Source organism: Proteus sp. G2609 (genome assembly GCF_963896135.1).
GTDB classification, from domain to species: Bacteria; Pseudomonadota; Gammaproteobacteria; order Enterobacterales; family Enterobacteriaceae; genus Proteus; species Proteus mirabilis.
Genome location: NZ_CAWQNB010000040.1, coordinates 1 through 22,603 on the forward strand (window position 1 = coordinate 1; position 22,603 = coordinate 22,603).

Below are 22,603 nucleotides of genomic sequence, written 5' to 3' on the forward strand. Positions count from 1 at the left end.
TTAATTATATTGTGATTATCAATTACTTTAAAATTAGACACCAAAGTTAAAAGTGAGAACAGCTTCACCCATAAAATCTAAGCCATTAGATAAATCTATTCCTTTTTTATTTAATGCATCTTTGGATAAAAGAAAAGAAGGAATTTTATATACATCTTTAAAAACTGCTTGGAAAACTTCACCTGGAATTAGTGCCAGAGATTCTTTACTAACATTGCCTTTTTGTTGTTCTGATGTCCAACCATTGGTTGCGCCTTTGTATAGAACGTTATAGTAATTTGTCTCTGTGATAGTAACATCATTTGCTCGTGAAATGTACGCTGGTTTACTATCAACAGTCACATCCTCCCACAAAAAAGAGGCTGCTCCAACTGCGGTTTCAGGATTTTCTTTATCAACTAAATGAAACTGTGCTAGCGTATTATTAGCTAATTCCGCACTGTCATAAGTGTCAGATGCAACAAAGGTTAAATATGTTTTAGCATCACATTCAATCGTAACTGTATTTTGGACTATACCGTTAGGATATTCGTAGTTTTTCGATTGAGGGATAAGCGTTGGGCTTATGACTTGGTAATCAAAAATCATATCACTTTGTGTCGCCCCATTAATAGTACAAGTTGGTGGCTTAATATCACCATTGATTTTTAAGTTAGCTACAGGAGCTTTAGCCAATACCGGCGTTGATATTACACTCAGCATAGCAAGACTGAGTAATACTTTTTTCATATCATTATTCCTTTATTCTTTTTTAGAGGATAAATAACAAAGCAATATTATATATTACACCTTTTGTTTATTTATTTAATGATAATTGAATATATTTTTAATATATCTAATTTAGACTTTCTTAAAGTGAGTTTATTTTAATATTAGATATTATCTAAAAAAGATAATTTTAAATGGAGTTTTAATTTTTATTTTTAATAGATATGTAATGTTTATATTTAATGGTTTAAGTTCATAATGCGATACTCTTATTTGGAGTGTTTTGTATTTCAATATAAAAACGATAAGATAATAAACGCATTAAAACGCTTCACTCCAATTGCTGGGGGAGTTAGTCGAGTCCAATTATTCGATGGTTTCGATAGATGTCTAAAAATTATTATCTTTCCCTAGCCACCGACATCTTAGCCAGTTCTAGATTACTAGCCAAGCAGTTAGAAAATATTGGGGATGATTCGTTTAAACTAGCACAATTGCTGGCATCCGATAAAACAGCTACAGTAGCAGAACAAGGTCTGTTTGCATTAAAAGATTTAGCTAAATAGATATAAATATATAACCATTTGGGGCATTTAATCTTAAATTTTTTGGCTACATCATCTACAATTTCGGCGTATTTAATACCGTTACGAGGGATCGTATTCGCTAATGTTCTACCGCCAACATACTGTAGTTCTCGAACAAGTAGATGTAGAATTTCTTCATCTGATTTATTATAGTTTTTAGCGTTCAGCAACACACTTTTTACTTTATCTGACATTGATAAACCAAACTTTCCAGTATTGGTTATGTAATTAATCAGTAAATCGATGCCATTTTAGAGTTTGAAATAATAGTTCTTATTGTTTTCACGAAAGGTTATGGCAATAAATAGGTCGATAGTTTGAACTATAAATAATTAATTTAGGGAAATAAATTAAGGTTTTTATGGAATACCAATTCAAATCATATAGTAAAGGCAGCAAGAAAAAATCATTACCTTCTTACATCTTTGTTATCCTGTACTGCTCTTGGTTAGCTTATCTATTTTTGTCGTTTTATTTAGGCGATAGCATTGTATTATTTGAATGGTTTCCTAAATGGACGATTATTATTATTTTTGCTATTTTTACAGGGATTATTGGAGGAATATGGCACCCTTTCTTTCGCCCATCAAAGTATGTTATCAGTGATTATTATTGGGGGGGCTTTTCTTGGCCTTATGATAATTATTCCAACTTTTAATGTGCTTGCTTATTTATCATTAGACCAAACAATTCACTACCAAACACAATATCATATCGTCTCGCCAGGGCCTGAACGTCTTAAAGCCCCTCAATGTGAATATGGTATACGGATAAAAGAAATTTATACCGGGGAATGGGTTTTTTGGTGTATTAGAGATCCAAAATCGAAAACCAAGGAAAATACGGGAACCGTATGGGTTACAGCAAAAACAGGGCCTATTGGTGCAGATATTGTTGATTATCAGTTTTACCCTCCTAACGCTCAGCAATAAATATGGGGTATCTAGGTTGATATAATTTAGCTTTTATCACCCAAACCAACCTGATTTTATGAGATAATCTTAACCAAACCTATTTTGTATATATTATCGGCAGTTAGCGTAAAAATAACCGACGCTAACTTAGCGCTTGCCGATAATAACTGATAAAAAAGAGAATCTATCGACATGGCTAAATCACCCGCGAAGAAAACAACCAAAGGCTTTGAAGAGACCCTTTGGGATACTGCTAATCAACTGCGTGGCAGTGTTGAATCTTCTGAGTATAAGCATGTGGTACTCAGTTTGGTGTTCCTGAAATTTATCAGTGATAAATTCGAAGCCAAACGCAGCCAATTAATCAAAAATGGTCAGGAAGCTTTTGTTGATATGGATGTTTTCTATCAACAAGATAACGTTTTCTTTTTGCCACAAGTATCCCGTTGGTCTTACGTCCAAGAGCGTGCGAAACAAGACGATATCGCGGTGATTATTGACACTGCATTATCCACCATCGAAAAAAGTAACGCATCATTGACGGGTGCATTACCCGATAACTACTTTTCCCGCCAAGGGCTAGAGCCGAAAAAGCTCGCTTCACTTATCGACAGCATTGAAAACATCAATACCCTCGCCACGGAATGTGGGGTAGGGGAAGAAGATCTAGTTGGGCGCGTTTATGAATATTTCTTAGGGCGTTTTGCCGCCAGCGAAGGTAAAGGTGGGGGCGAGTTCTATACGCCGAAATCGGTTGTTACATTACTTGCTGAAATGCTCGAACCTTATCAAGGCAAAGTATATGATCCGTGCTGCGGCTCCGGCGGTATGTTTGTGCAGTCACTAAAGTTTGTCGAAAGCCACCAAGGGAAAAGCAAAGATATTGCAATTTACGGGCAGGAACTGACTAGCACCACCTATAAACTGGCGAAAATGAACTTGGCGGTAAGGGGGCTAACAGGCAATTTAGGGGAGCGCCCTGCGGATACCTTTTTTGCCGACCAACACCCTGATCTAAAAGCCGATTTTATTATGGCGAATCCGCCGTTTAACTTAAAAGATTGGCGTAATGAAGCCGAACTGACTAATGACCCGCGTTTTGCTGGCTTCCGTACGCCACCGACGGGCAACGCTAACTATGCGTGGATCTTACATATGCTGTCTAAGCTCAGTGAGGACGGTGTTGCGGGGTTTGTGTTAGCTAATGGTTCGATGAGTCGAATACCAGCGGTGAGGGTGAAATTCGCCAAAAACTCATCGAAGATGATCGTATTGAGTGCATGATTGCACTACCCGGTCAGCTCTTTTTTACCACGCAAATCCCTGTTTGCTTATGGTTTATTAGTAAAAGTAAACAAGCCAGCGCCAAATATGGTTATCGTGATCGCCAAGGGGAAACCTTGTTTATCGATGCCCGTCACCTCGGCACTATGATCAGCCGTACCCAAAAAGAGCTTACCGCAGAGGATATCGCCACTATCGCCGATACTTTCCATGCGTGGCGCAGTAGCGAAAGCGAATTGAAACGTCGTATTGTTGCCAAAGAAATCGGTATTGAGCAGTATCAAGATAAGGCAGGCTTTTGCAAAGTTGCTACCCTTGATGATATTAAGGCCAATGATTTTGTATTAACACCGGGGCGTTATGTGGGCGCTGCGGAGGTTAAAGATGATGGTGTGGCATTTGAAACCAAGATGCAGGAACTGACCCAAACCCTTTATCGCCAGATGGATGAAGCGGCAGAGTTAGATAAGGCGATCCGTAAAAATATGGGGGCGTTAGGTTATGGGGAGTGATGTATTAAATATTCCATGCGGTTGGGATTGTAAATCTCTTGTTGATTGTACTTTAAGTAAGAATATTTCCTATGGAATAGTTCAACCAGGTCAACATGATGAAAATGGTATCGGAATAATACGTGTCAACAATTTTGAAAATGGCGAATTGAATACTAAAGATGTTCTAAAAGTTTCTCCAAGTATTGAATCTAAATTTATGAAAACAAGATTAACTGGAGGGGAACTATTACTTACTTTAGTTGGTAGCACAGGCCAGACTGCAATAGTGCCTAAAGAACTAATCGGATGGAATGTACCGAGAGCGGTTGCGGTTATCCGTCCGTCTAAAGACATCACTGCTGAATGGTTAAATATATGCTTACAATCCCCTTATACTAAGCACTTTCTTGATGTTAGAGCAAACACTACTGTACAGAAGACTTTAAATTTAAAAGATGTAAAGGATATTCCTATTCCTCTTCCACCGATAGAAGAGCGTAATAAGTTAGAGAGTATTGTCGTTAATATTACGAGTAAAATTACCCTCAATCGCCAAATCAACAAAACCCTAGAGCAAATGGCGCAAACTCTATTTAAATCATGGTTTGTAGATTTTGATCCTGTGGTTGATAACGCACTAGATGCCGGTTTTTTTGAGCAGGATTTAGGCTTCTCTGAAGAATTACTGCATAGAGTTGAAGTGCGCAAAGCAGTGCGTAAAAGTGATAATTTTAAACCGTTAGCAGAAGATATTCGGCGGTTATTTCCTAATGCTTTTGAAGAATGTGCAGAGCCTGCATTGGGACTTGGGGGGTGGGTGCCAAGTGGATGGGAACTCGGTAATTTGAGTGATGTAACTAATATTTTGAGTGGTTTTGCTTTTAAGAGTAACGAGTTCCAAAATTCTGGGTTTGGTGTCATAAAAATTAAAAATATTGGTAATGATAAAAGTGTCGATATATGTGACATTCAACGAATTGATATTTCATTAGCTGAGAAAGCTAAACGTTTTAGCCTTAAAGATGGAGATTTATTAATGGCTATGACTGGTGCAACCGTTGGTAAATTTGGTTTTCTTGTTACTGAAAATCAAGAACCGTATTATTTAAACCAACGCGTTGCAAAGTTTGAGGCTATTGATGAAAGTACTGCTTATTTATATTGTATTCTAAATAGAAAGATTACCGAGTCTTATATTGTTAATACAGCGCAAGGAAGTGCCCAGCCGAATATAAGTGCAAAAGATATTCTTGCAATGCCATTAATTACTGCTCCACAATCTATAAGGGAACTATTCAATGACAAAGTAAATGATAGTTTTCAAAAAATCATTCAGATGAGAAAGCAAAATATTATTCTTGAGCATCTCCGAGACACACTGCTCCCAAAACTTATCTCCGGCGAGTTGTCTCTGAGTGATATAAAAATAGACATTCCAGAAGAAACACTCATCTAATTTATTCGACCGCTTCACATTTTTCTTATTGTGAGGCGGTTTTTGTTATCGAATCAATTAAACTATCTTAATTAAAACAACTCGATATACTCGTTATCCTTCAAGTTGCAGCGTTGTTGGCTACGCTCAATAACCCGAATCACTTACTCCAGTAAGCTCATCGGGATTATTTCCCTTGTCGCCTAGCGGCAACTCGAATGATTTAGAGTATAAGAACGAATTCGCTAAAAACAAAAAGAAGCCACTGATATGAGCCATATCTTCACTGAAGCCAAATTGGAACAGGCGATAATAGAACTGTTAGGACAACATACAAACAATGCTGGGCAAACCTGCTATCCGCATTATCTCGGCATTACTATTCCTCGCAAAAACAACAGTGAAGTATTGATAGTGGATGATTTGCGCCAGTATCTTGCTAAACAGTATCAAGCAGATGGCATCACCGACGGTGAAATCACCAGGATTGTACAGCAGTTGCAATCTCTCCCTGCGAGTGATCTCTACCAAAGCAACAAAACCTTCTGCCATTGGCTCAGTAATGGCTTTTTACTCAAGCGTGAAGATCGCAACCAAAAAGACCTATATATCGAACTTATCGATACTCAAACCTTGCCCGACCAATTAGTAAAATTATTTGCAGGGGAAGAAGTGCTATCCGTGGCAGATAATAATCGCTATCGGCTAGTTAATCAGTTAGAAATAGAAGGTCAGGCGCGAGACGGCGGGGTGCAACTGCGCATCCCTGATGCGATTTTATACGTCAATGGGCTACCGCTGGTGGTCTTTGAATTCAAATCGGCAGTGCGTGAGGAAGAGGCAACGCTATTTGATGCATGGACACAGCTTTGTGTCCGTTATCGTCGCGATATTCCCAAGTTATTTGTCTATAACGCCTTGTGTATTCTTAGCGATGGCGTGAATAACAAGATGGGTAACCTGTTTGCTCCTTATGAATTCTACTACGCATGGCGTAAAATTAACGGCAACGAATCAACGGAAAAGCAGGGCATCAACGGCCTGTACACCTTAATTGAAGGGTTATTCCATCCTGCTCGTTTATTGGACGTACTAAAAAACTTTGTTTTCTTCCCAGATACCAGTAAGCATGAAGTGAAAGTGTGCTGCCGCTACCCACAGTATTACGCGGCTCGTAAGCTCTATTACAACATTGAGAAAGAGCGTAAACAGATCACTGCGGATGGTGAAAATATCGGTGGTAGTGGTAAAGGGGGCACCTACTTTGGCGCCACAGGGTGTGGTAAAAGCTACACCATGCAGTTTTTAGCGCGTCTATTGATGAAAAGCGTCGATTTTGCCAGCCCAACGATTATTTTAATCACTGATCGTACCGATCTTGATGAACAGTTGGCAAAACAGTTTTGCAATGCAAAAGCCTTTATTGGCGATGAAATTATTGTGCCCGTCACCAGTCGCCAAGATTTACGTGATAAGCTAGCAGGGCGTGCTAGTGGCGGGGTATTCCTCACCACCATTCATAAATTTACTGAAGATATCCAACTGCTTTCTGAGCGCAGTAATATTATCTGTATTTCAGATGAAGCTCACCGTAGCCAAATCAATCTCGACCAAAAAATTATCATCAACCAAGAAGACGGTACGGTTAAAAAGACCTACGGCTTTGCTAAATATCTACATGATTCACTGCCGAATGCTACTTACGTCGGTTTTACCGGAACGCCTATCGACGCCACCCTAGATGTCTTCGGGGAAACTATCGATAGCTACACCATGACCGAATCAGTGAATGATGAAATCACCGTGCGCATTGTGTACGAAGGGCGTGCGGCTAAAATTGCCCTTGATAACAGCAAACTAGAAGAGATCGAACGTTATTATCAAGAATGTGAAGCCCAAGGCACTAGCGAATATCAGATAGAAGAAAGCAAAAAAGCCATGGCGAACATGAACTCTATTTTGGGTGATCCTGATCGTATTGATGCGCTAGCGAAAGATTTTGCGCAACATTATGAAAAACGAGTAGAAGAAGGCTCAACCATCAAAGGGAAAGCGATGGTGGTTTGTGCCAGCCGTGACATTGCTTATGCGTTTTATCAGAGCCTAAAATTACAACGGCCAGAGTGGTTTGAAGCGAAACAAGCAATTGACGGTGTGGAACTCACCGAACAAGAGAAAAGCGAGTTAATGTCTTTACCAATGGTCAATATGGTGATGACTCGTGGGAAAGATGATCATGAGGCGATGTACAACTTACTGGGAACAAAAGACTACCGCAGAGAGTTAGATAAACAGTTTAAGAACCCGAAATCCAACTTTAAAATCGCCATTGTGGTGGATATGTGGCTGACGGGCTTTGATGTGCCTGAGCTAGATACCATCTATATCGACAAGCCGCTACAAAAGCATAACCTTATTCAAACCATTTCTCGAGTGAATCGTCGTTTTGAGGGGAAAGAGAAGGGGTTGGTTGTTGACTATATCGGGATTAAAAGCCGTATGAATATGGCGCTGGCGATGTATTCTAAAGCCGATAAATCTAACTTTGAAGATGTTCAGCAATCCATTGTAGAAGTCCGTAATCACCTCAATTTGCTTTCACAGGTATTTCATCAATTCGATAGTCGCGATTACTTTTCAGGCTCGCCAACACGGCAATTAGACTGCCTTAATCGGGCGGCTGAGTTTGTCCTGCAAACCAAGAAAATTGAACTGCGCTTTATGGGCTTAGTAAAGCGGTTGAAAGCCGCTTATGATATTTGCGTGGGCAGTGAAGATATCACCCAAGATGAACGTGAACATATCCATTTTTATTTGGCAGTACGCTCTATAGTCTATAAATTAACCAAAGGTGATGCCCCTGATACGGCGCAGATGAATCAAAAAGTACGTGAGATGATAGCGGAAGCCCTCAAAGCCGAAGGCGTGGAAGAGATCTTCACTTTAGGGGACGAAAAAGCTGAAAATATCGATATTTTTGATGATGAATACATGGCTCGCATCAATAAAATTAAGTTGCCGAATACCAAAATGCAACTGTTGCAAAAGATGCTCCAAAAGGCCATTAGTGATTTCCAAAAGGTCAATCAGCTGCAAGGGATTAATTTCTCCAAGCGATTCCAAGCATTGGTTGAGCAGTATAACCAACGCAAAGAAAATGATGTGCTCAATGGCGAGGAGTTCGACGATTTCACTGCACAAATGGCGGATATGATTTATGACATCAAGGCAGAAATGATGTCGTTTGAGGATATCGGCATCGATATGGAGGAGAAAGCCTTCCTCGATATTTTGCAGCATATGTGCCAGAAATACGATTTCACCTACGATGACGACAAAATGCTGGCACTTGCTAAGGACATGAAACTTATTGTCGATGACAGCACACAATACCCTGACTGGAGCAACCGGGAAGATATTAAAGCGAAGCTGAAAGTTGACTTGATTTTGTTATTACATCGTTATGGTTTTCCGCCAGTGGCCAATGATGAAGTATATAAAAGTGTGCTGGAACAAGCCGAGAACTTTAAGAAATATCAATTGGGGTGATTGGTAATTGCTGAAATATCGAAGGTGAAGTGGTCAACTAATATTGGCCACGCCATTAGACTGTTTGTAAAACAGCCTCTCTGATTCATTCGGGGTTAGACCTCCGTTATACCAGTGAGGCCTGATCCCGCTGTAATAGCCTGTGATGTAATGAATAATTCTGTGTTCAGCTTCTTTCAGACTTTCATAACCCGTTGAAGCCATCCATTCATGTTTTAAACTTCTAAAAAATCGCTCCATTGGACTATTATCCCAACAGTTACCTCGTCGACTCAGGCTTTGGACGATTTGATGACGCCATAACCGTTGACGATACTCAAGGCTGGTATAATGGCAGCCCTGATCGCTATGAAACATCAATCCTTTTGGCTGACCGCGCATTTCCCAAGCCATTTGCAGGGCTTTTAATGTCAACGTGGTATCGGGGGACGTGGAGAGTGCCCAACCAACGGGTTTCCGCGCAAAAAGGTCTAACACGACGGCAAGATAAGCCCACCGTTTTCCTGTCCAAACATAGGTCACATCACCACACCAGACTTGATTAGGCGCCGTGACGGCAAATTGGCGGTCGAGTAAATTAGGGATGTCGACATGTTCTTTACTTCCGCGTTTATAACGATGTTTTACGTGCTGGTAACTTGCAATCTTGAGTTCTTTCATTAACTTACTGGCAAGATAACGGCTCATCTTCACCCTGTACTGAGTCGTGACTATCGTGGCAATAGTCCTTGCGCCCGCAGAGCCGCCACTTAAGTTCCAAGCCTCTTTAACCAAGCTCCGTTTAATCGTTCGCACGCCATCAGGTACGGCATTTTTAATTCGATGATGCCAATGACGATAGCTGCTGCGATGACGTTCAAAAAGTTGGCAGAGCGTTGTGACGGGGTAATGCGCTCTTAGTTTGTCGATTATCGCGAATCCTTCAGTGAGTCCGACATTAAGAGCGCCGTAGCCTTTTTTAGGATTTCGTTTTCCATTTCAAGGCATTGTATCTTTTTTTTCATCTCACGAAGTTCAATCTGCTCGGGTGTAAGCGGAAGTCCCGTCGGTGTTTTACCTTGCCGCTCTAATCGCAGTTTTTTAACCCATCGATTAAGTGCGGCAAGACTCACGTCCATTGCCTTAGCGGCTTTAGCCACGGAGTAATGATGGTCAACCACCATTTTAGTGGCTTCGAGTTTAAACTCTGCTGAATATTGTTTAACCATGTGCTCACCTGTGATGTTATTGAGGTAAGAATATCACCTCTAGTCAGGTGGCCAAATTAACTATGCCACTTCACTTTAGATCATCAGGGAGTTGTATTGATATATCACGATATTTAGGTGGTTTTTCATTTGTATTCACTGAATATTACCTTCTTAAAGTATTATAAGAAAAATTAAACAGTATGTATTGAAGCGATAAGATGAATAGTATTGATTAAATAGCTAATCTTTTTCTGTGTGGACGTAATGTGGACATTCTAAAAATTAAGGGGCTACGTTTTCACGTAACCCTGCTGGCGTAAGTTGAATTTGACATCCAATTAATTGATTTTTAAATTTATTTTCTTTTTGTTTAAATCATGTATAACTAAACGTATAGCTATAAATAATACATACAAAGTGATGCTAAACATATCAATAATATTTTGGCATCACTCTGTTTTAAAAAAAATTAAAATTTGTAGTCATTTACTATAAATTTATATGCAAAAGTTGAGCTTGTATATGCTGCATATTTTTGCCAATCATCATTCTTTTCAGGATTAGCAAAATCACATACAGATTTTGCTATTAATACATTAGGCCTATTTGGACCTGCATTGAAAGCCGCCGTCATAACACCAAAAGCCTCCATCTCGATGCCGTTAGTTGAACGATTCTGAGACTTAATTAATTCCACTGTATGAGGATCTTCTAGGACTACAGCTCCAGTAGCGATCGGACCTATGTGAACTTTGGGATTGTAAGATGGCCTAGTTTCATTCCAATTTGAATATATGTCATTCATATAGATGTTTGAGGAAGAGATATGTTGAATTTTTCTCCTAATTGATGGTTCTATAGCTATCTGAGTGGGTTGGCTTAAAAATTTTGCCTTTCCATCAACAAAAGTTAATTTACCACTCCCCCAGTCCCAAGATGGATCCGCAATTAATATATCACCTAAATTGACTCTACCTTCAATACCTGCACAGATTCCAGTCATCACTATTAGCTTAGGGGAAAACTTTACACATATACTTGCAGTTGCAGCAGCAGCTGTTGCTATACCCATGTGTGATAAGCAAGTAGCAATAACGGTTCGTTCGCTTCCATCTGATTGTGTTAATATAGATTTATGATAAACATTATCATCATTTATTTCATGATGCAGTTCCCATTTTAATGGTAATGACATTAAGGCTTCATATTCGATATGTGGTAAGGCTGTAATAAAAGCTATATCAAAAGTATTATTTAAATTAGACACATGTGCGCTCATTGTAGTGAGTACTGATTGAATATATTCTTCATCTTCTACACCAAGTATTAAAGACCATCCTCTTTTTTGAAAAAAAGATAAGCTATGGTTGAACGAGTCTTGATGTGACGTAATTCCTAAAACCATAGTTGGTTTGTGAATTGAATCATTAAGTTCAATATATTCTAATAATTGAGTGCCTCCATTTGGTAAAACATCTTCTCCTAAAATCTCGGGTATTTGTAGATCTATAATTAATAAATCATATTTGGTTTCCATCATTTTTTTTGTTGCACTTTTTGAATCAACAACAAGTTCAATTTTTGATGATCCAATTTTATTTAAAAGTCCGGCAATAACTTTACCTTTATTTTCATATTGGTCATCAACAATTAGAGTTTTCACTTTATATTATTCCTAATAATTTCATATAGTCAAAAAGTTGTTTTTTCCATTCTTCTAATGAAGAATTATAATAAATAGTACCTTTAAAAAAATCGCTATAATTAAATTTCATTTTTTCAATTAGCTCTTCGACACTTACACTTCCTTTTTCGAATGATTTATATTGAGTTATAATTAAAACGGGAATATGTATATTGCGGAGCTTCATTTGAGCCATTATCTCATAGCCAGCAAAGCTCTCAGGATCTTCACTGCTTGTTTCATTAGTTATGTCAAAACTAGGCATACTCATATCTAACAATATAAGATCAATTTTTATTGTAGTAAGTATAGTTTTCAGACCTCCTCGAAGAGACTCCTCTTCAAGAATATCAGCTGAATCACCAACTATGCGAACAACTTCAGTTTTTATATTCTTGCGTTTGTCATGCTCATCTTCAATAATTATTATGCGCATTATATATAACCTTATCTAATTCTAGTTTAGGAATGTTAATAGTTACGTTGAAATGCTCATCATCACAATATCCAAAAGAAATACTATGTAACATATCTAAATCTTTTGCTATGCTCTTCCATATTTTGAAAAAACCGCTATTACCTTCTTCTTGGGATGCTTTAATAGATATATCTTCTTTCCCATATGCTTCTCTATAAAAATTTAATCTAGAGTTAGAGTCCTCTAGAGAATTAATTTTCATACAGTTATTAGTTACTGATAGCTCTAATCCATTAGATGTCAAATTCCATAATGTATTTATGGTAAGATTATTTTTCGTAATATTAGATTTTGTTAAGCAATTATCTATCAATACATAAAGAGCATCAACAAAATAGGTTAAAGACCAACCTTGAAATTTTAATTTAGTGTTATCAATATTATTAATTTCGATTCCAGCGGACCATTTAGTTATAGAAACTGCAACATCTGAATCAAAATAAGGAATGGATAATCCTTTTGCTCGATTGAACCATCCAATTATAGTGTCAATATTAGTATTTATTTTTCGCCTTGATGTTGCTATGGCATCAGTGAAGTTTGTTAATCCATCGGTATCTCCAACTATATTAAATATATTACTTTCCAGTGTATTTAATAGATTGAATAGTTTAGATTTTAGACTTGTTTCTATTTCGGTTCTAATGTTTTTTAAATTTATCTCAGTTCTTTTCCATAGCCATGCTATGATTACCTTAACAAAATCGCTATAATTAAAGTGAGATGTAAGGCTACGTTGAAGATATATACATTCAGTATAGGTCGTAGAATAATTGAATTGAGCTGTTCTATCGGGTATGTTATTTTCCAGTCCAGCAATATCTTGATCATATATAATAATCTGAAGCCATTTGTCATTGATTTCATTAATTATCTCCAGTAACCTTGAAGAGAAATCAATAAACTCTTTATCAACTGATACTAATTTTGATTTATTTAAATAAGAAAAATTATCCTGCCAAGTGTTATTTATTTTAAATCCTCCGGTTGCACTTATTTTTGTTGAGATAAGGTCTTGCTCTGAAAAACAATTTCTTATTGTATTTGGTAAGTGCCCATGCCTAATACGTGTGCTTAAATGACCATTTAATCCTTTTATACCAAAAGCAAACTCATCTCTTACAAGCTTCATTAACTTCATAAATATGGTGTTTTTTTCATTTAAAACAATATCTTGAATATGCACCATATATAATGTTTGTTCAAAACACTCCAAACCTTCATCTTCTTTTATCTTTTCTAATTTTACTAATAGTGTATTAATGTTAATTTCATCATGTGAATTAGAATAATCCTTTGCACTTAATGTAATGTATGCATCATACAATTTTTTAAAATTTGATGAATTAATCAATGTACTGATATCCGCATGGATTCTGCTATTATCAACTTGTTTTGCTGCTTTTAGTATTACTTGTCGTTTAGTTCTTTCTTTGACTTCAAAAACTAAAACCTCTTGAGATTGACCTCTTTCAATCAATTTTCTACATATTTTTATTCTACACTCTTCAATTTGATTTGGGTTATCAAAATAAAAATAAAGCTTCATATTTTCAGGAGTACAGACATTTTTTAAAAAATAATATAAATCTCGTTTATCAAATTTTTCTTCTATTTCAAGTAAGTCAAGAGGGGACTGACAATTATTATTAATCAAAAATTGCTCAAAAGAATACTTTAATGCAGGGTCAAAATTACTATTAACATTAATAGAGTGCAATGATAATGCTATAGGTATGGAGATATCATTTGAGTCTTTAATAATATGGACTGCATGTTCACATAGCAATTGACTATCGAAAACTTGTAAGAAACTAAAGTTATCCATAACAATGTCGATATAAAATGAAATTGCGAGTTCTATTTTATCTGCTAATATATACGTTGAAACAAGTAGTTTAATTGCATCATTTTTTATTGTAATATCAGAGCATTCGGTAAGGTTCTTTAATTCAATAATAGCATCATCATATTTTTTCTCTTTGATTAGCATTTCAGCTTTGTATTTACTATGTCTAAATGGGTCAGTACTCAATATATTGGAAGCTAATGAGTTACTATCAAATTCTATGCGCTCTTTAAAGAGGTTGACTGATAATGAACTTGGGTATTTTTGATTTAACTCATTTATATATTTAATTGAAACACTTGAGGGTAATGCTTTTCCCCGAAGAGGGGAGTTTAAAGTGGAAATAATTTTGGATGCTGTATTCAAGCGAGAGTTTATTTCTTTAGAAATAAATCTGGTCTCTTTTGTAATAAAAATATGTAATTCTTTAAACCAAGAAAAAGGCTGCAATGCTTGACACATTAAATATATTTGTGAAAGTGATTCTTCATACTTTGCGTCTCGATTAATAACAGATACTAAATTTTGTATTAAATCCCCAAGAAATCCGTTTGGATATGTTTTTGTTCTACATGCTGATTTTACCCATATTTCGAACATTGAAAATTTAATGTTTCTATTTTCATTTTGTTCAAAAAAATCACAAACATCTTGATATCTACCGGAAGTGTATAGGTCTAAAATATATATTTCTTCATTCTGAAATGAAAATGGAGTTAATATACCATAACCATTTGCAAGGCTCATGATTTCATCTACAGGGAATAGCTTATATAAATTTTTGATTGTTATTTTAGATTCATTATAAAAATTATGCTGATTAGATGTTAGTAATGAGTATCTAACCATATCTAAAAGTACACAATATATATCAATAGGAGGTGTGTTTTTTTCGATATTTAGAATATGTTCAAAATCATAATCAAAACTATACGAGTAAGGTACGATTTTATACATTAAAAAATGTTGTAACTCCCCAGTAAAGCTTCGTCTAATTTTTTGTTCTGCAAAATCATTAAAAGCAGGCAATGTTGAATTATCACTATGCCTATTAGCCACTAATGACACAGTCGCTTTAAGAAATTTATTTTTTTTGGATTTTGTATTAAGAGTATTGAGGTAATCATTTTTTTCTTCGATGCTTTTTTCTAACGTTAATAATGTCCCTCTAATACTGATTGACCAAATTGAGTCCCCACAAGCCGCATCTAAGTCATCTAAGTGATTTAGTGCTTGATTAAAATCATTTTTTAAAATTAATTGCAAAATAGCTTCTTTTTTATACAAAAAGGTATCTATTATATTTTTATGTGCGGCAATAATGCCTAAACACCAATGAATATTTTTATATAAACTTGCTTTGGGGCTGGAAATATTGTATATCGAGTCAAATCCAAAATTCCCTATAAATAAGGATTTCTTAAAATGTCGGTGTTGTAGTAAGTTTGGTACTGATAACCTAATTTCATTTTCATTTAGCTTATGAAAAAAATTTGACATAACAATTCTTTTTTCGCTAGATGAAGAGAGTATTTTTGATAATTTAGTTTGCTCTTTTCTTTTTTTAGACTGCTTTTTTGACATAAAATGATTAACCTTATAGTATCTTTATAGCTATTTTTAATATGTATAAATATAAGCTACACATCATTACTATTAATCATTTTACTATGCTGTGTTATTTTTTCATCTTAAATTATTATCTTGATAAATTAATTCAAAAAAACAATTGGTTGCCGAATAATCATTAGAGTTTCGGCGTAATTTTATGTTGTAAGAGGCGCTTTTTCGGACTAAGCAATGCCAATTCATAATAATTTTCTAGTATTCAATCTTTTCCAATAAATCAAATAACGCAAATAATCTTCTCCATCCTCTTGCAGCCCATGCATCAAAGGTTTCATGTATCCACTTCCCCTAAAATAAGACAGCTATAATTAGATTTTCTGCCCTTTAATTTGTAGAGGTCATCATGAAAAAAGCCCGTTTTACTGAAACTCAAATCGTTAATATTTTAAAACTCGCTGATTCTGGTATGAAAGTGGAAGATATTTGTCGCCAGAATGGGATCAGTAATGCCACTTATTATAATTGGAAATCAAAGTATGGTGGTATGGAAGCTAATGATATTAAACGATTAAAAGAACTTGAAGATGAAAATGCTAAACTGAAAAAGCTATTTGCAGAAGTCAGCCTTGAAAATCATGCCATGAAGGAGCTTTTCGCAAAAAAGGGTTGGTGATGGCTGAGAAAAAGTCCTGTGCTCAGGCTTTAAACGAGGCAGGGTTATCAGTCATTAAGGCTTGTCTGCTCACGTCATTGCCTCGATCCACGTTTTATCGGAAGACTCAAAATTGGCGCGAGAAGGATAAAATCGTTATTGATGCTATCCAAACTGTATTAGCTAAATCACCTCAAGCCGGTTTCTGGAAATGCTATTTCCGGCTACGCTTTCAAGGCTATCTGTTTAATCATAAACGAGTTTATCGCGTTTACTGTCGACTAGGACTGAACTTGAAGCGACGGGTTAAAAAAGTGCTTTCAAAGCGTGAAAAAAGACCCTTAAAAATTGAAAATGTCCCGAATATTCAATGGGCATTAGATTTCATTCACGATAGTTTATATTGTGGTAAACGTTTCAGAACACTCAACATTATTGATGAAGGGACACGTGAATGTTTGGCAATTGAGGTTGATACATCACTTCCTGCAGAGCGTGTTATAAGGGTGCTAGAACGATTAAGAATGGAAAGAGGATTACCAAAACAGATCCGAGTCGATAATGGGCCTGAGCTAATCTCGATTAATTTATTGAATTACTGCAAAACTCACCACGTTGAGCTTTGCCATATTCAACCCGGCAAGCCACAGCAAAATGGCTTTATTGAACGATTTAATGGCTCATTTCGCCGTGAATTTTTAAATGCCTATTTATTTGAATCATTAAGTCAGGTGCGAGAAATGGTGTGGTTTTGGCAGCAAGATTATAATCAGAACCGTACTCATGAAAGTTTAAATCACCTCCCGCCGGAGGCATACAGAAAACAGTTAGAAAACTCTAATTTAACGTGTCTCAATTAATGGGGAGTGGACAATTATATTGCCGAATTCTTAGAGAAGAATGATGTAGGTTCTAATGGATTAGAAAAACGTATAGCTACTCGTTTTGCCTTAGCATACGCAAGTGGGATACTCGGTATTAAAACTAAGGTTCTCCCCTTTACTGAGAAGGAGGTTTTTGATGGAGTTACACATTGTTATCTGAAAGCTATAGATCAAAACCCTATTAAAAAGGTTGTTTTCAATCAAAAGCTATTAGATACATTGAAAAATCCCTGTAAACCGAAAAAGAGTCTAGTAGACAAGGACGAGCTAAATAACTTAGATGTTATTGCTTTAAAAATCAAGGGAGAACATTATATCACAGTAAAGTCATCATTTTTTGATGATAATATTATTGGGAATAAAAAAACCGTGATTCGCCAGTTGGTCTCAGAAGGAAAGTTACTTACTGATGCCCAAGGCAAAAGCACTCGCCAGTGCAAGGTTAATGACGTGAAATTAAGTCGTCGCTATTGTTTGAAAGTAGATGTTGTGAGTTAACTGTTCAACTAGTAAATATCATATGAAAGGCCTTCTAGTTATTTCTGGAAGGCCTTTATTACACTGGCTTTAGGCTATTTGAGTGATATTGATTATATCTGCGTCAAATTTAATAGGGTAGTAGTCTGCTATGAGCGAAATGCAGGCATTGCTAACAGCGTTCTGAGTGAATCAACAGGGATCAGTTCACTGAAGGTACTGCATAACCATTTTCTGCACTTCTCGTTCATCTGAGAATATGTCCAAAGGGAGGGTTACCGTGATGGAGGCCTTCTCACCATCAGAGGTATGAGATTTAATATTCATCATTAACGCCGCGATCAGGGCTAACCCCTTATCTTTAGTGATAAAACACGGGATGTAAGTAGACTTATTTTTTTTGTGAAAGGAAATGTAATTCATTAGAACTTCCAGTGCCATAAGGTCACAGGCCACATTATAACCATCCTTCGCACTGAAAGTTTGTGATTCTTTAATTACCTGTGTTGCCGCAGTTTTTTTTCCTAACATCGTGATACGCAAGAACGCGAGTAACACCGCAATATCGGTGTTCTTCAAACCATTATCCTTTGCCTTAGAGAATATAAAGGGTACATATTCATTCCTCTTGTTTGGTGTGAACTCACGATTTAAACCAGCAGCAATATCCATGAAAAAATTAGTCCTGTTAATTAATCCTGGCTTAAGCATTTCGAAAAGGTCAAAAAAGTAGTTATCTGCATTAGGGTATATCGCTCTTTTCAGTTCAGGGAGAGAATATCGGAGAATGTCTTTAGCTATGTTGATTTGCTCATCCATAGTTCCCCTGTCGGGAATTTTGCTCTGATTTGATTCTATAGAAAAAAGAGAGATATCAATCTCTATTCCAGCAGGCTGTAAAAAAACAGCATCAAAATCATTAGGAGGAACATCCTTCTTTAAAATCCCTAGGCTATAACGGTATTGGATTGTTGATATTACATTTCTGTCAGCAAGCAGGAGCGCTTTTCTGTTGATAAGTGATAACGGTATCCATCCCCCATCTACTATCAGAAACGTGTCCTGCTCGCTTAGATACGTAATTTTCAGCTCTAATCTGAAAGGCTCTTGCACACCAATTGCACGAACATTGTACAATCTGATGTCAGCAGTCCCCGTCTCCATCATTTCACGTAGAGAATGATAGTCGTTTGGCATGACAGAAAAATCATGAATCACTATTTCTTTATCATCGACCAATGTGATGATTAGGTTGCCGAGATCATCCCTAGCTATAAATTTTGCTGCTATATTCAAAATGCGTCCTTCATTATTCATCGCGTGCTCTCTATTTTTTGTATTGATTTATCAACATATTAGTATACAAATTTATGAGAAATATAAGTTAGTCTACTTTTTATCAGACTGAAACCAATCTGATGTTTATGAAATAAATCGATTGACCATCATTCGCTCGATTATCGAGTCCTGAGAGGGATTATATCAACTGGTCAGCCTCCAGTGGTGACTCAATGTGGTGCAGGTCACTTCCGTTTCTGACACAAAACAGACAATTAAATTTAATTGTACACTAATGTTTATTGATTGCGTTATTAACAAACTCTCCCCACCAGTCCATCATTTCGCGCCTTTGTTCAAGATAAATAGCTCGGTTATATGCGCGTCGCACCTCATTACTATCGATATGGGCTAAAGCTGCTTCAATCACATCAGGTTGAAATCCATGTTCATTTAATGCTGTTGATGCAATTGAACGGAATCCGTGTGCTACAAGGCGACCTGCAAAGCCAACACGCTTGATAGCCGCATTAACTGTTTGGCTATTCATTGGTTTAGTGTGTGGTGATTTCATACTAGGAAAAATGTGTTCCCTATGACTGCTTATAGGTTTCATAGTTTCTAATATTGCCAATGCTTGAGGAGAGAGAGGAATGATATGTTCTCTTTTCATCTCCATTCTTGCTGGTGGGATAGTCCAAAGCTTATTATCAAGATCGATCTCACACCATGCAGCTTCTGCTGCTTCGGCTGGGCGAGTCATAGTTAATAATTGCCATTGCAGTAAACAATAAGTTTGTCGCTCAATGTTGACTCCTTGGATTGCAGCCATCAATTCAGGAAGCTGATCAGGTTTTAATGCAGGTAAGTTTTTTACAACTGGATTTTCAAAAGCAGCGGTAATTTTTGCAGCAGGATTAGCATCAAGATAACCCACATTCACAGCATAAAACATCACTTCATTAATGCGTTGCGCTACTCGTTTAACTGATTCTAGCTTGCCTTGTGCTTTTAAAGGTTCTAATGCGTTAATAAAGTGGCGGGCTTTTAAATCAGCTATTGCTATATCTCCAACATGAGGGATGACATGTAACTCAAGAGAACGCCAAATGTCTTTCAAGGTTGATTCTTGCAAGCTAGATTTACTTTTGATTTCGAACCACTGCTGAGCTATTTTTTCAAAAGTATTATTTTTCTCTTCAAATAGGCGTTGTTCTTCAGCTTTTTTGTATTCTTGTGGGCCTATATTTTTAGCTAGAAGTTCTCGTGCGTTTTCACGTTTAAGCCGAGCATCTAAAAGGCTAACTGTAGGATAGCTACCAAAGCTAATAAGTGCTCGTTTTTTGGGTATAGGGCGGTAGTAGTTAAAGCGCCATATTTTTGAGCCAGTTGTTTTGATTAGCAGATATAAGCCATTTCCATCTTGCAGCGTATAATCTTTATCTTTGGGTTTTGCTGATTTAAGCTTGGTATCACTGAGTGGAACTGTTGTACGCGCCATGCCATATAGTTATACGCCTTTTAGTTATACATAAGGGATATAACTAATGATATAACTAAAAATTTTGCTTGTCACTGAGCATAACTGACCATTAATACATATAAAAAAAGCCTTCAACTATGAAATTGAAGGCTTTTTTAATCATCACTGAACATCAATGATACTGTATTTGGTGGAGCTGGGGGGATTTGAACCCCCGTCCGAAATTTCTACATCCGCGGCACTACATGCTTAGTCTAGTCTTTAAATTCACTTACTTGCTGCGGACAGACACGCCACAAATAAGCTAGCTTGATTAAATTTAACGCTTCAACCCCAAGCTAGGCATCCACGCGATCTCTTTTGGGTTTGACTCCTCTTTATCCCCGTCTTAAGAGCGGAAGCTAGGGAGAGAAGGCTCTAGGCAGGTTATTAAGCTGCTAGTGCTTTATATTGATTGTCGTTTGCGACTATCTTTTTGCGGCTTTTTACGAGGCCAACCGCCCCTCGGCATGCACCTTGGGTTTCGCAAATCCCGTCGAATCCAGAATCAGCCCCAAGTTGTTGAAAGTGAGTATATCAGAAAAATACCTGCTATTGCTAGTAGTTAACGCAATTTAGCGGTTAGCATTTTTCATGATCCGTGCTTTGTCTAATTTCCACTCACGATCTTTTATGGTGTCACGCTTATCGTGATCTTTTTTACCTTTAGCTACGCCAATTTTGATTTTACACCATGCATTTTTCCAATATAAGGAAAGGGCAACCACGGTGTAACCATCACGGTTTATTTGGCCATAGAGATTAGCTAATTCACGTTGTTTTAATAACAGCTTACGCGTACGTGTCGGATCACAAACAACATGAGTAGAGGCAACGTTTAACGGTGTAATGGTGGCACCAAACAGGTACGCCTCACCATCACGCATGATTACATAGCTATCACTGATATTGGCTTTACCCGCACGCAGTGATTTAACTTCCCAGCCCTGTAACGACAGTCCCGCTTCGATTTCATCTTCAATGAAATATTCATGGCGAGCACGTTTATTGAGTGCAATAGTGGCAGAGCCGGGTTTGTGTGATTTTTTCTTTGTCATAATTTCCACATTATACTGTATGAGCAATAGAAAGAAATCATTTAAGCGTCTGTTTTCTTTTCAATTGCGTAAAACTTAAGCTATATTCCATTAGATTTTTATTTAATCACTGTTCAATGATATGATCGCACACAGTGTTGTCGTACAGGAATAACTATGCCTCAGATTAGTCGATCTGCTCTAGTTCCTTTTAGTGCAGAGCAAATGTTTAAACTAGTGAATGATGTTCTTACTTATCCTGATTTTCTACCAGGATGCGTTGGAAGTAAACTGATCAAAAGCACTCCAGAAGAAATGATTGCATCTGTTCAGGTTTCTAAAGCAGGGATCAGTAAAACATTTACTACCCATAATTTTTTAAAAACCAATGAACGTGTTGATATGCGTCTTGTGGATGGCCCTTTTCGTAAACTAACCGGAGGCTGGGTATTTACCGCATTAGATGATAATGCATGTAAGGTTGAGTTTCAGCTAGACTTTGAGTTCACCAATAAATTAATTGAGTTAGCTTTTGGCCGTATTTTTAAAGACTTAACAAATAATATGGTGCAGGCGTTTACTCAAAGAGCGAAAGAGATTTATCGTGACTAAAATATGGGTTGAGGTAGCCTACGCGTTACCAGATAAACAATATGTTATCCCTGTGGAGTTAACACTGGGGGATACTGTTGAACAAGCAATTATTGCCTCAAATATTTTAACGATTTGTAATGATATCGATTTAACTAAAAATAAAGTGGGTATCTATAGTCGGCCAGCAAAATTGAGTGATAATGTGCGTGATGGCGATCGCGTTGAAATCTATCGACCGTTAATCGCTGATCCTAAAGAGATGCGCCGTAAACGCGCTGAAAAAGCACGCCAGAAAACTGAATAGTTAACATTTTCACTACGTCATAATCAAATCATTGTATCTCATTGATTGCGCCGATATGTTGGTCATAAAACACACCCCATTGTTGAATTACAAATGGGGTGCAATTTCGTTTTT

Annotated in this window: 16 protein-coding genes, 1 other RNA gene and 1 pseudogene; 8 read left to right on the plus strand and 10 right to left on the minus strand. The window is 36.9% G+C overall.

What is annotated here, in order from left to right:
* Window positions 1–33: 33 nt before the first annotated feature.
* Window positions 34–729: a fimbrial protein gene (locus tag AACV01_RS13340; RefSeq protein WP_046335210.1), complete on the minus strand. Its 696-nt coding sequence runs from the start codon at window positions 727–729 to the stop codon at window positions 34–36.
* 379 nt (window positions 730–1,108) lie between these two features.
* On the minus strand, window positions 1,109–1,489 hold the full coding sequence (locus tag AACV01_RS13345; protein WP_152994956.1) for a hypothetical protein: 381 nt from the start codon (window positions 1,487–1,489) through the stop codon (window positions 1,109–1,111).
* 294 nt (window positions 1,490–1,783) lie between these two features.
* On the opposite strand from AACV01_RS13345, the gene AACV01_RS13350 reads away from it, so the two are divergent.
* The 4 genes and pseudogenes from AACV01_RS13350 (at window position 1,784) to AACV01_RS13365 (ending at window position 8,971) form a co-directional block, all read left to right on the plus strand.
* On the plus strand, window positions 1,784–2,227 hold the full coding sequence (locus AACV01_RS13350) for a hypothetical protein (RefSeq protein ID WP_237585033.1): 444 nt from the start codon (window positions 1,784–1,786) through the stop codon (window positions 2,225–2,227).
* A 174-nt stretch (window positions 2,228–2,401) separates the two neighbouring features.
* Window positions 2,402–4,005, plus strand: a pseudogene (locus tag AACV01_RS13355) (N-6 DNA methylase).
* Window positions 3,995–5,443: a restriction endonuclease subunit S gene (locus AACV01_RS13360; RefSeq protein WP_161683077.1), complete on the plus strand. Its 1,449-nt coding sequence runs from the start codon at window positions 3,995–3,997 to the stop codon at window positions 5,441–5,443. The pseudogene AACV01_RS13355 and the gene AACV01_RS13360 overlap by 11 nt, the downstream one beginning before the upstream one ends.
* 249 nt (window positions 5,444–5,692) lie before the next feature.
* On the plus strand, window positions 5,693–8,971 hold the full coding sequence (locus AACV01_RS13365) for a type I restriction endonuclease subunit R (RefSeq protein WP_161683079.1): 3,279 nt from the start codon (window positions 5,693–5,695) through the stop codon (window positions 8,969–8,971).
* 33 nt (window positions 8,972–9,004) lie between these two features.
* Here the strand turns inward: AACV01_RS13365 and AACV01_RS13370 are convergent.
* The 4 genes from AACV01_RS13370 to AACV01_RS13385 form a co-directional block, all read right to left on the minus strand.
* A protein-coding gene (locus tag AACV01_RS13370; protein ID WP_161683081.1) for an IS3 family transposase occupies window positions 9,005–10,179 on the minus strand; the annotation gives its coding sequence in 2 pieces (ribosomal slippage) (window positions 9,005–9,933 and window positions 9,933–10,179; 1,176 coding nt in all).
* 451 nt (window positions 10,180–10,630) lie between these two features.
* On the minus strand, window positions 10,631–11,824 hold the full coding sequence (locus AACV01_RS13375) for a phosphorylase family protein (protein WP_161683083.1): 1,194 nt from the start codon (window positions 11,822–11,824) through the stop codon (window positions 10,631–10,633).
* A gap of 1 nt (window position 11,825) precedes the next feature.
* Window positions 11,826–12,281 (minus strand): response regulator, encoded by a 456-nt coding sequence (locus tag AACV01_RS13380; RefSeq protein ID WP_161683085.1) that lies wholly within the window; start codon window positions 12,279–12,281, stop codon window positions 11,826–11,828.
* Complete coding sequence (locus AACV01_RS13385) at window positions 12,262–15,756, minus strand: hypothetical protein (protein WP_161683087.1); 3,495 nt, start codon at window positions 15,754–15,756, stop codon at window positions 12,262–12,264. Before AACV01_RS13385 ends, AACV01_RS13380 begins: the two co-directional genes overlap by 20 nt.
* Before the next feature lie 388 nt (window positions 15,757–16,144).
* Here AACV01_RS13385 and AACV01_RS13390 point away from each other — a divergent pair.
* A protein-coding gene (locus AACV01_RS13390; RefSeq protein WP_442956618.1) for an IS3 family transposase occupies window positions 16,145–17,253 on the plus strand; the annotation gives its coding sequence in 2 pieces (ribosomal slippage) (window positions 16,145–16,397 and window positions 16,397–17,253; 1,110 coding nt in all).
* A 6-nt stretch (window positions 17,254–17,259) separates the two neighbouring features.
* Complete coding sequence (locus AACV01_RS13395; RefSeq protein ID WP_161683091.1) at window positions 17,260–17,775, plus strand: hypothetical protein; 516 nt, start codon at window positions 17,260–17,262, stop codon at window positions 17,773–17,775.
* A gap of 186 nt (window positions 17,776–17,961) precedes the next feature.
* Here AACV01_RS13395 and AACV01_RS13400 read toward each other — a convergent pair whose 3' ends face one another.
* From AACV01_RS13400 to smpB, 4 genes are all read right to left on the minus strand, one after another.
* A complete protein-coding gene (locus tag AACV01_RS13400) occupies window positions 17,962–19,071 on the minus strand; it encodes a hypothetical protein (protein WP_161683093.1) in 1,110 nt (369 codons plus the stop codon).
* 253 nt (window positions 19,072–19,324) lie between these two features.
* Window positions 19,325–20,533, minus strand: coding sequence for an integrase domain-containing protein (locus tag AACV01_RS13405; protein ID WP_161683095.1), 1,209 nt, complete (start codon window positions 20,531–20,533; stop codon window positions 19,325–19,327).
* Between the two features lie 170 nt (window positions 20,534–20,703).
* Window positions 20,704–21,070: a transfer-messenger RNA gene (gene ssrA, locus AACV01_RS13410) on the minus strand.
* Window positions 21,071–21,129: 59 nt separating this feature from the next.
* Window positions 21,130–21,612, minus strand: a complete 483-nt coding sequence (gene smpB / locus AACV01_RS13415; protein WP_004243915.1) for an SsrA-binding protein SmpB — start codon at window positions 21,610–21,612, stop codon at window positions 21,130–21,132.
* 156 nt (window positions 21,613–21,768) lie between these two features.
* Here smpB and AACV01_RS13420 point away from each other — a divergent pair, with 156 nt between their 5' ends.
* Both AACV01_RS13420 and AACV01_RS13425 read left to right on the plus strand, forming a co-directional pair.
* Window positions 21,769–22,203 carry a type II toxin-antitoxin system RatA family toxin gene (locus tag AACV01_RS13420; RefSeq protein WP_004243914.1) on the plus strand — a complete coding sequence of 145 codons (435 nt, stop codon included), beginning with the start codon at window positions 21,769–21,771 and terminating at the stop codon, window positions 22,201–22,203.
* Entirely contained in the window at window positions 22,196–22,489 is a 294-nt protein-coding gene (locus tag AACV01_RS13425; RefSeq protein ID WP_004243913.1) for an RnfH family protein, read from the plus strand. Before AACV01_RS13420 ends, AACV01_RS13425 begins: the two co-directional genes overlap by 8 nt.
* Window positions 22,490–22,603 lie beyond the last annotated feature (114 nt).

Bases quoted from the DNA above. Each gene is read 5' to 3' on its own strand.
- smpB (WP_004243915.1), bottom strand. From the start codon at position 21,612: ATGACAAAGAAAAAATCACACAAACCCGGCTCTGCCACTATTGCACTC.
- AACV01_RS13380 (WP_161683085.1), bottom strand. From the start codon at position 12,281: ATGCGCATAATAATTATTGAAGATGAGCATGACAAACGCAAGAATATA.
- AACV01_RS13365 (WP_161683079.1), top strand. From the start codon at position 5,693: ATGAGCCATATCTTCACTGAAGCCAAATTGGAACAGGCGATAATAGAA.
- AACV01_RS13400 (WP_161683093.1), bottom strand. From the start codon at position 19,071: ATGAATAATGAAGGACGCATTTTGAATATAGCAGCAAAATTTATAGCT.
- AACV01_RS13420 (WP_004243914.1), top strand. From the start codon at position 21,769: ATGCCTCAGATTAGTCGATCTGCTCTAGTTCCTTTTAGTGCAGAGCAA.
- AACV01_RS13340 (WP_046335210.1), bottom strand. From the start codon at position 729: ATGAAAAAAGTATTACTCAGTCTTGCTATGCTGAGTGTAATATCAACG.
- AACV01_RS13385 (WP_161683087.1), bottom strand. From the start codon at position 15,756: ATGTCAAAAAAGCAGTCTAAAAAAAGAAAAGAGCAAACTAAATTATCA.
- AACV01_RS13345 (WP_152994956.1), bottom strand. From the start codon at position 1,489: ATGTCAGATAAAGTAAAAAGTGTGTTGCTGAACGCTAAAAACTATAAT.
- AACV01_RS13405 (WP_161683095.1), bottom strand. From the start codon at position 20,533: ATGGCGCGTACAACAGTTCCACTCAGTGATACCAAGCTTAAATCAGCA.
- AACV01_RS13360 (WP_161683077.1), top strand. From the start codon at position 3,995: ATGGGGAGTGATGTATTAAATATTCCATGCGGTTGGGATTGTAAATCT.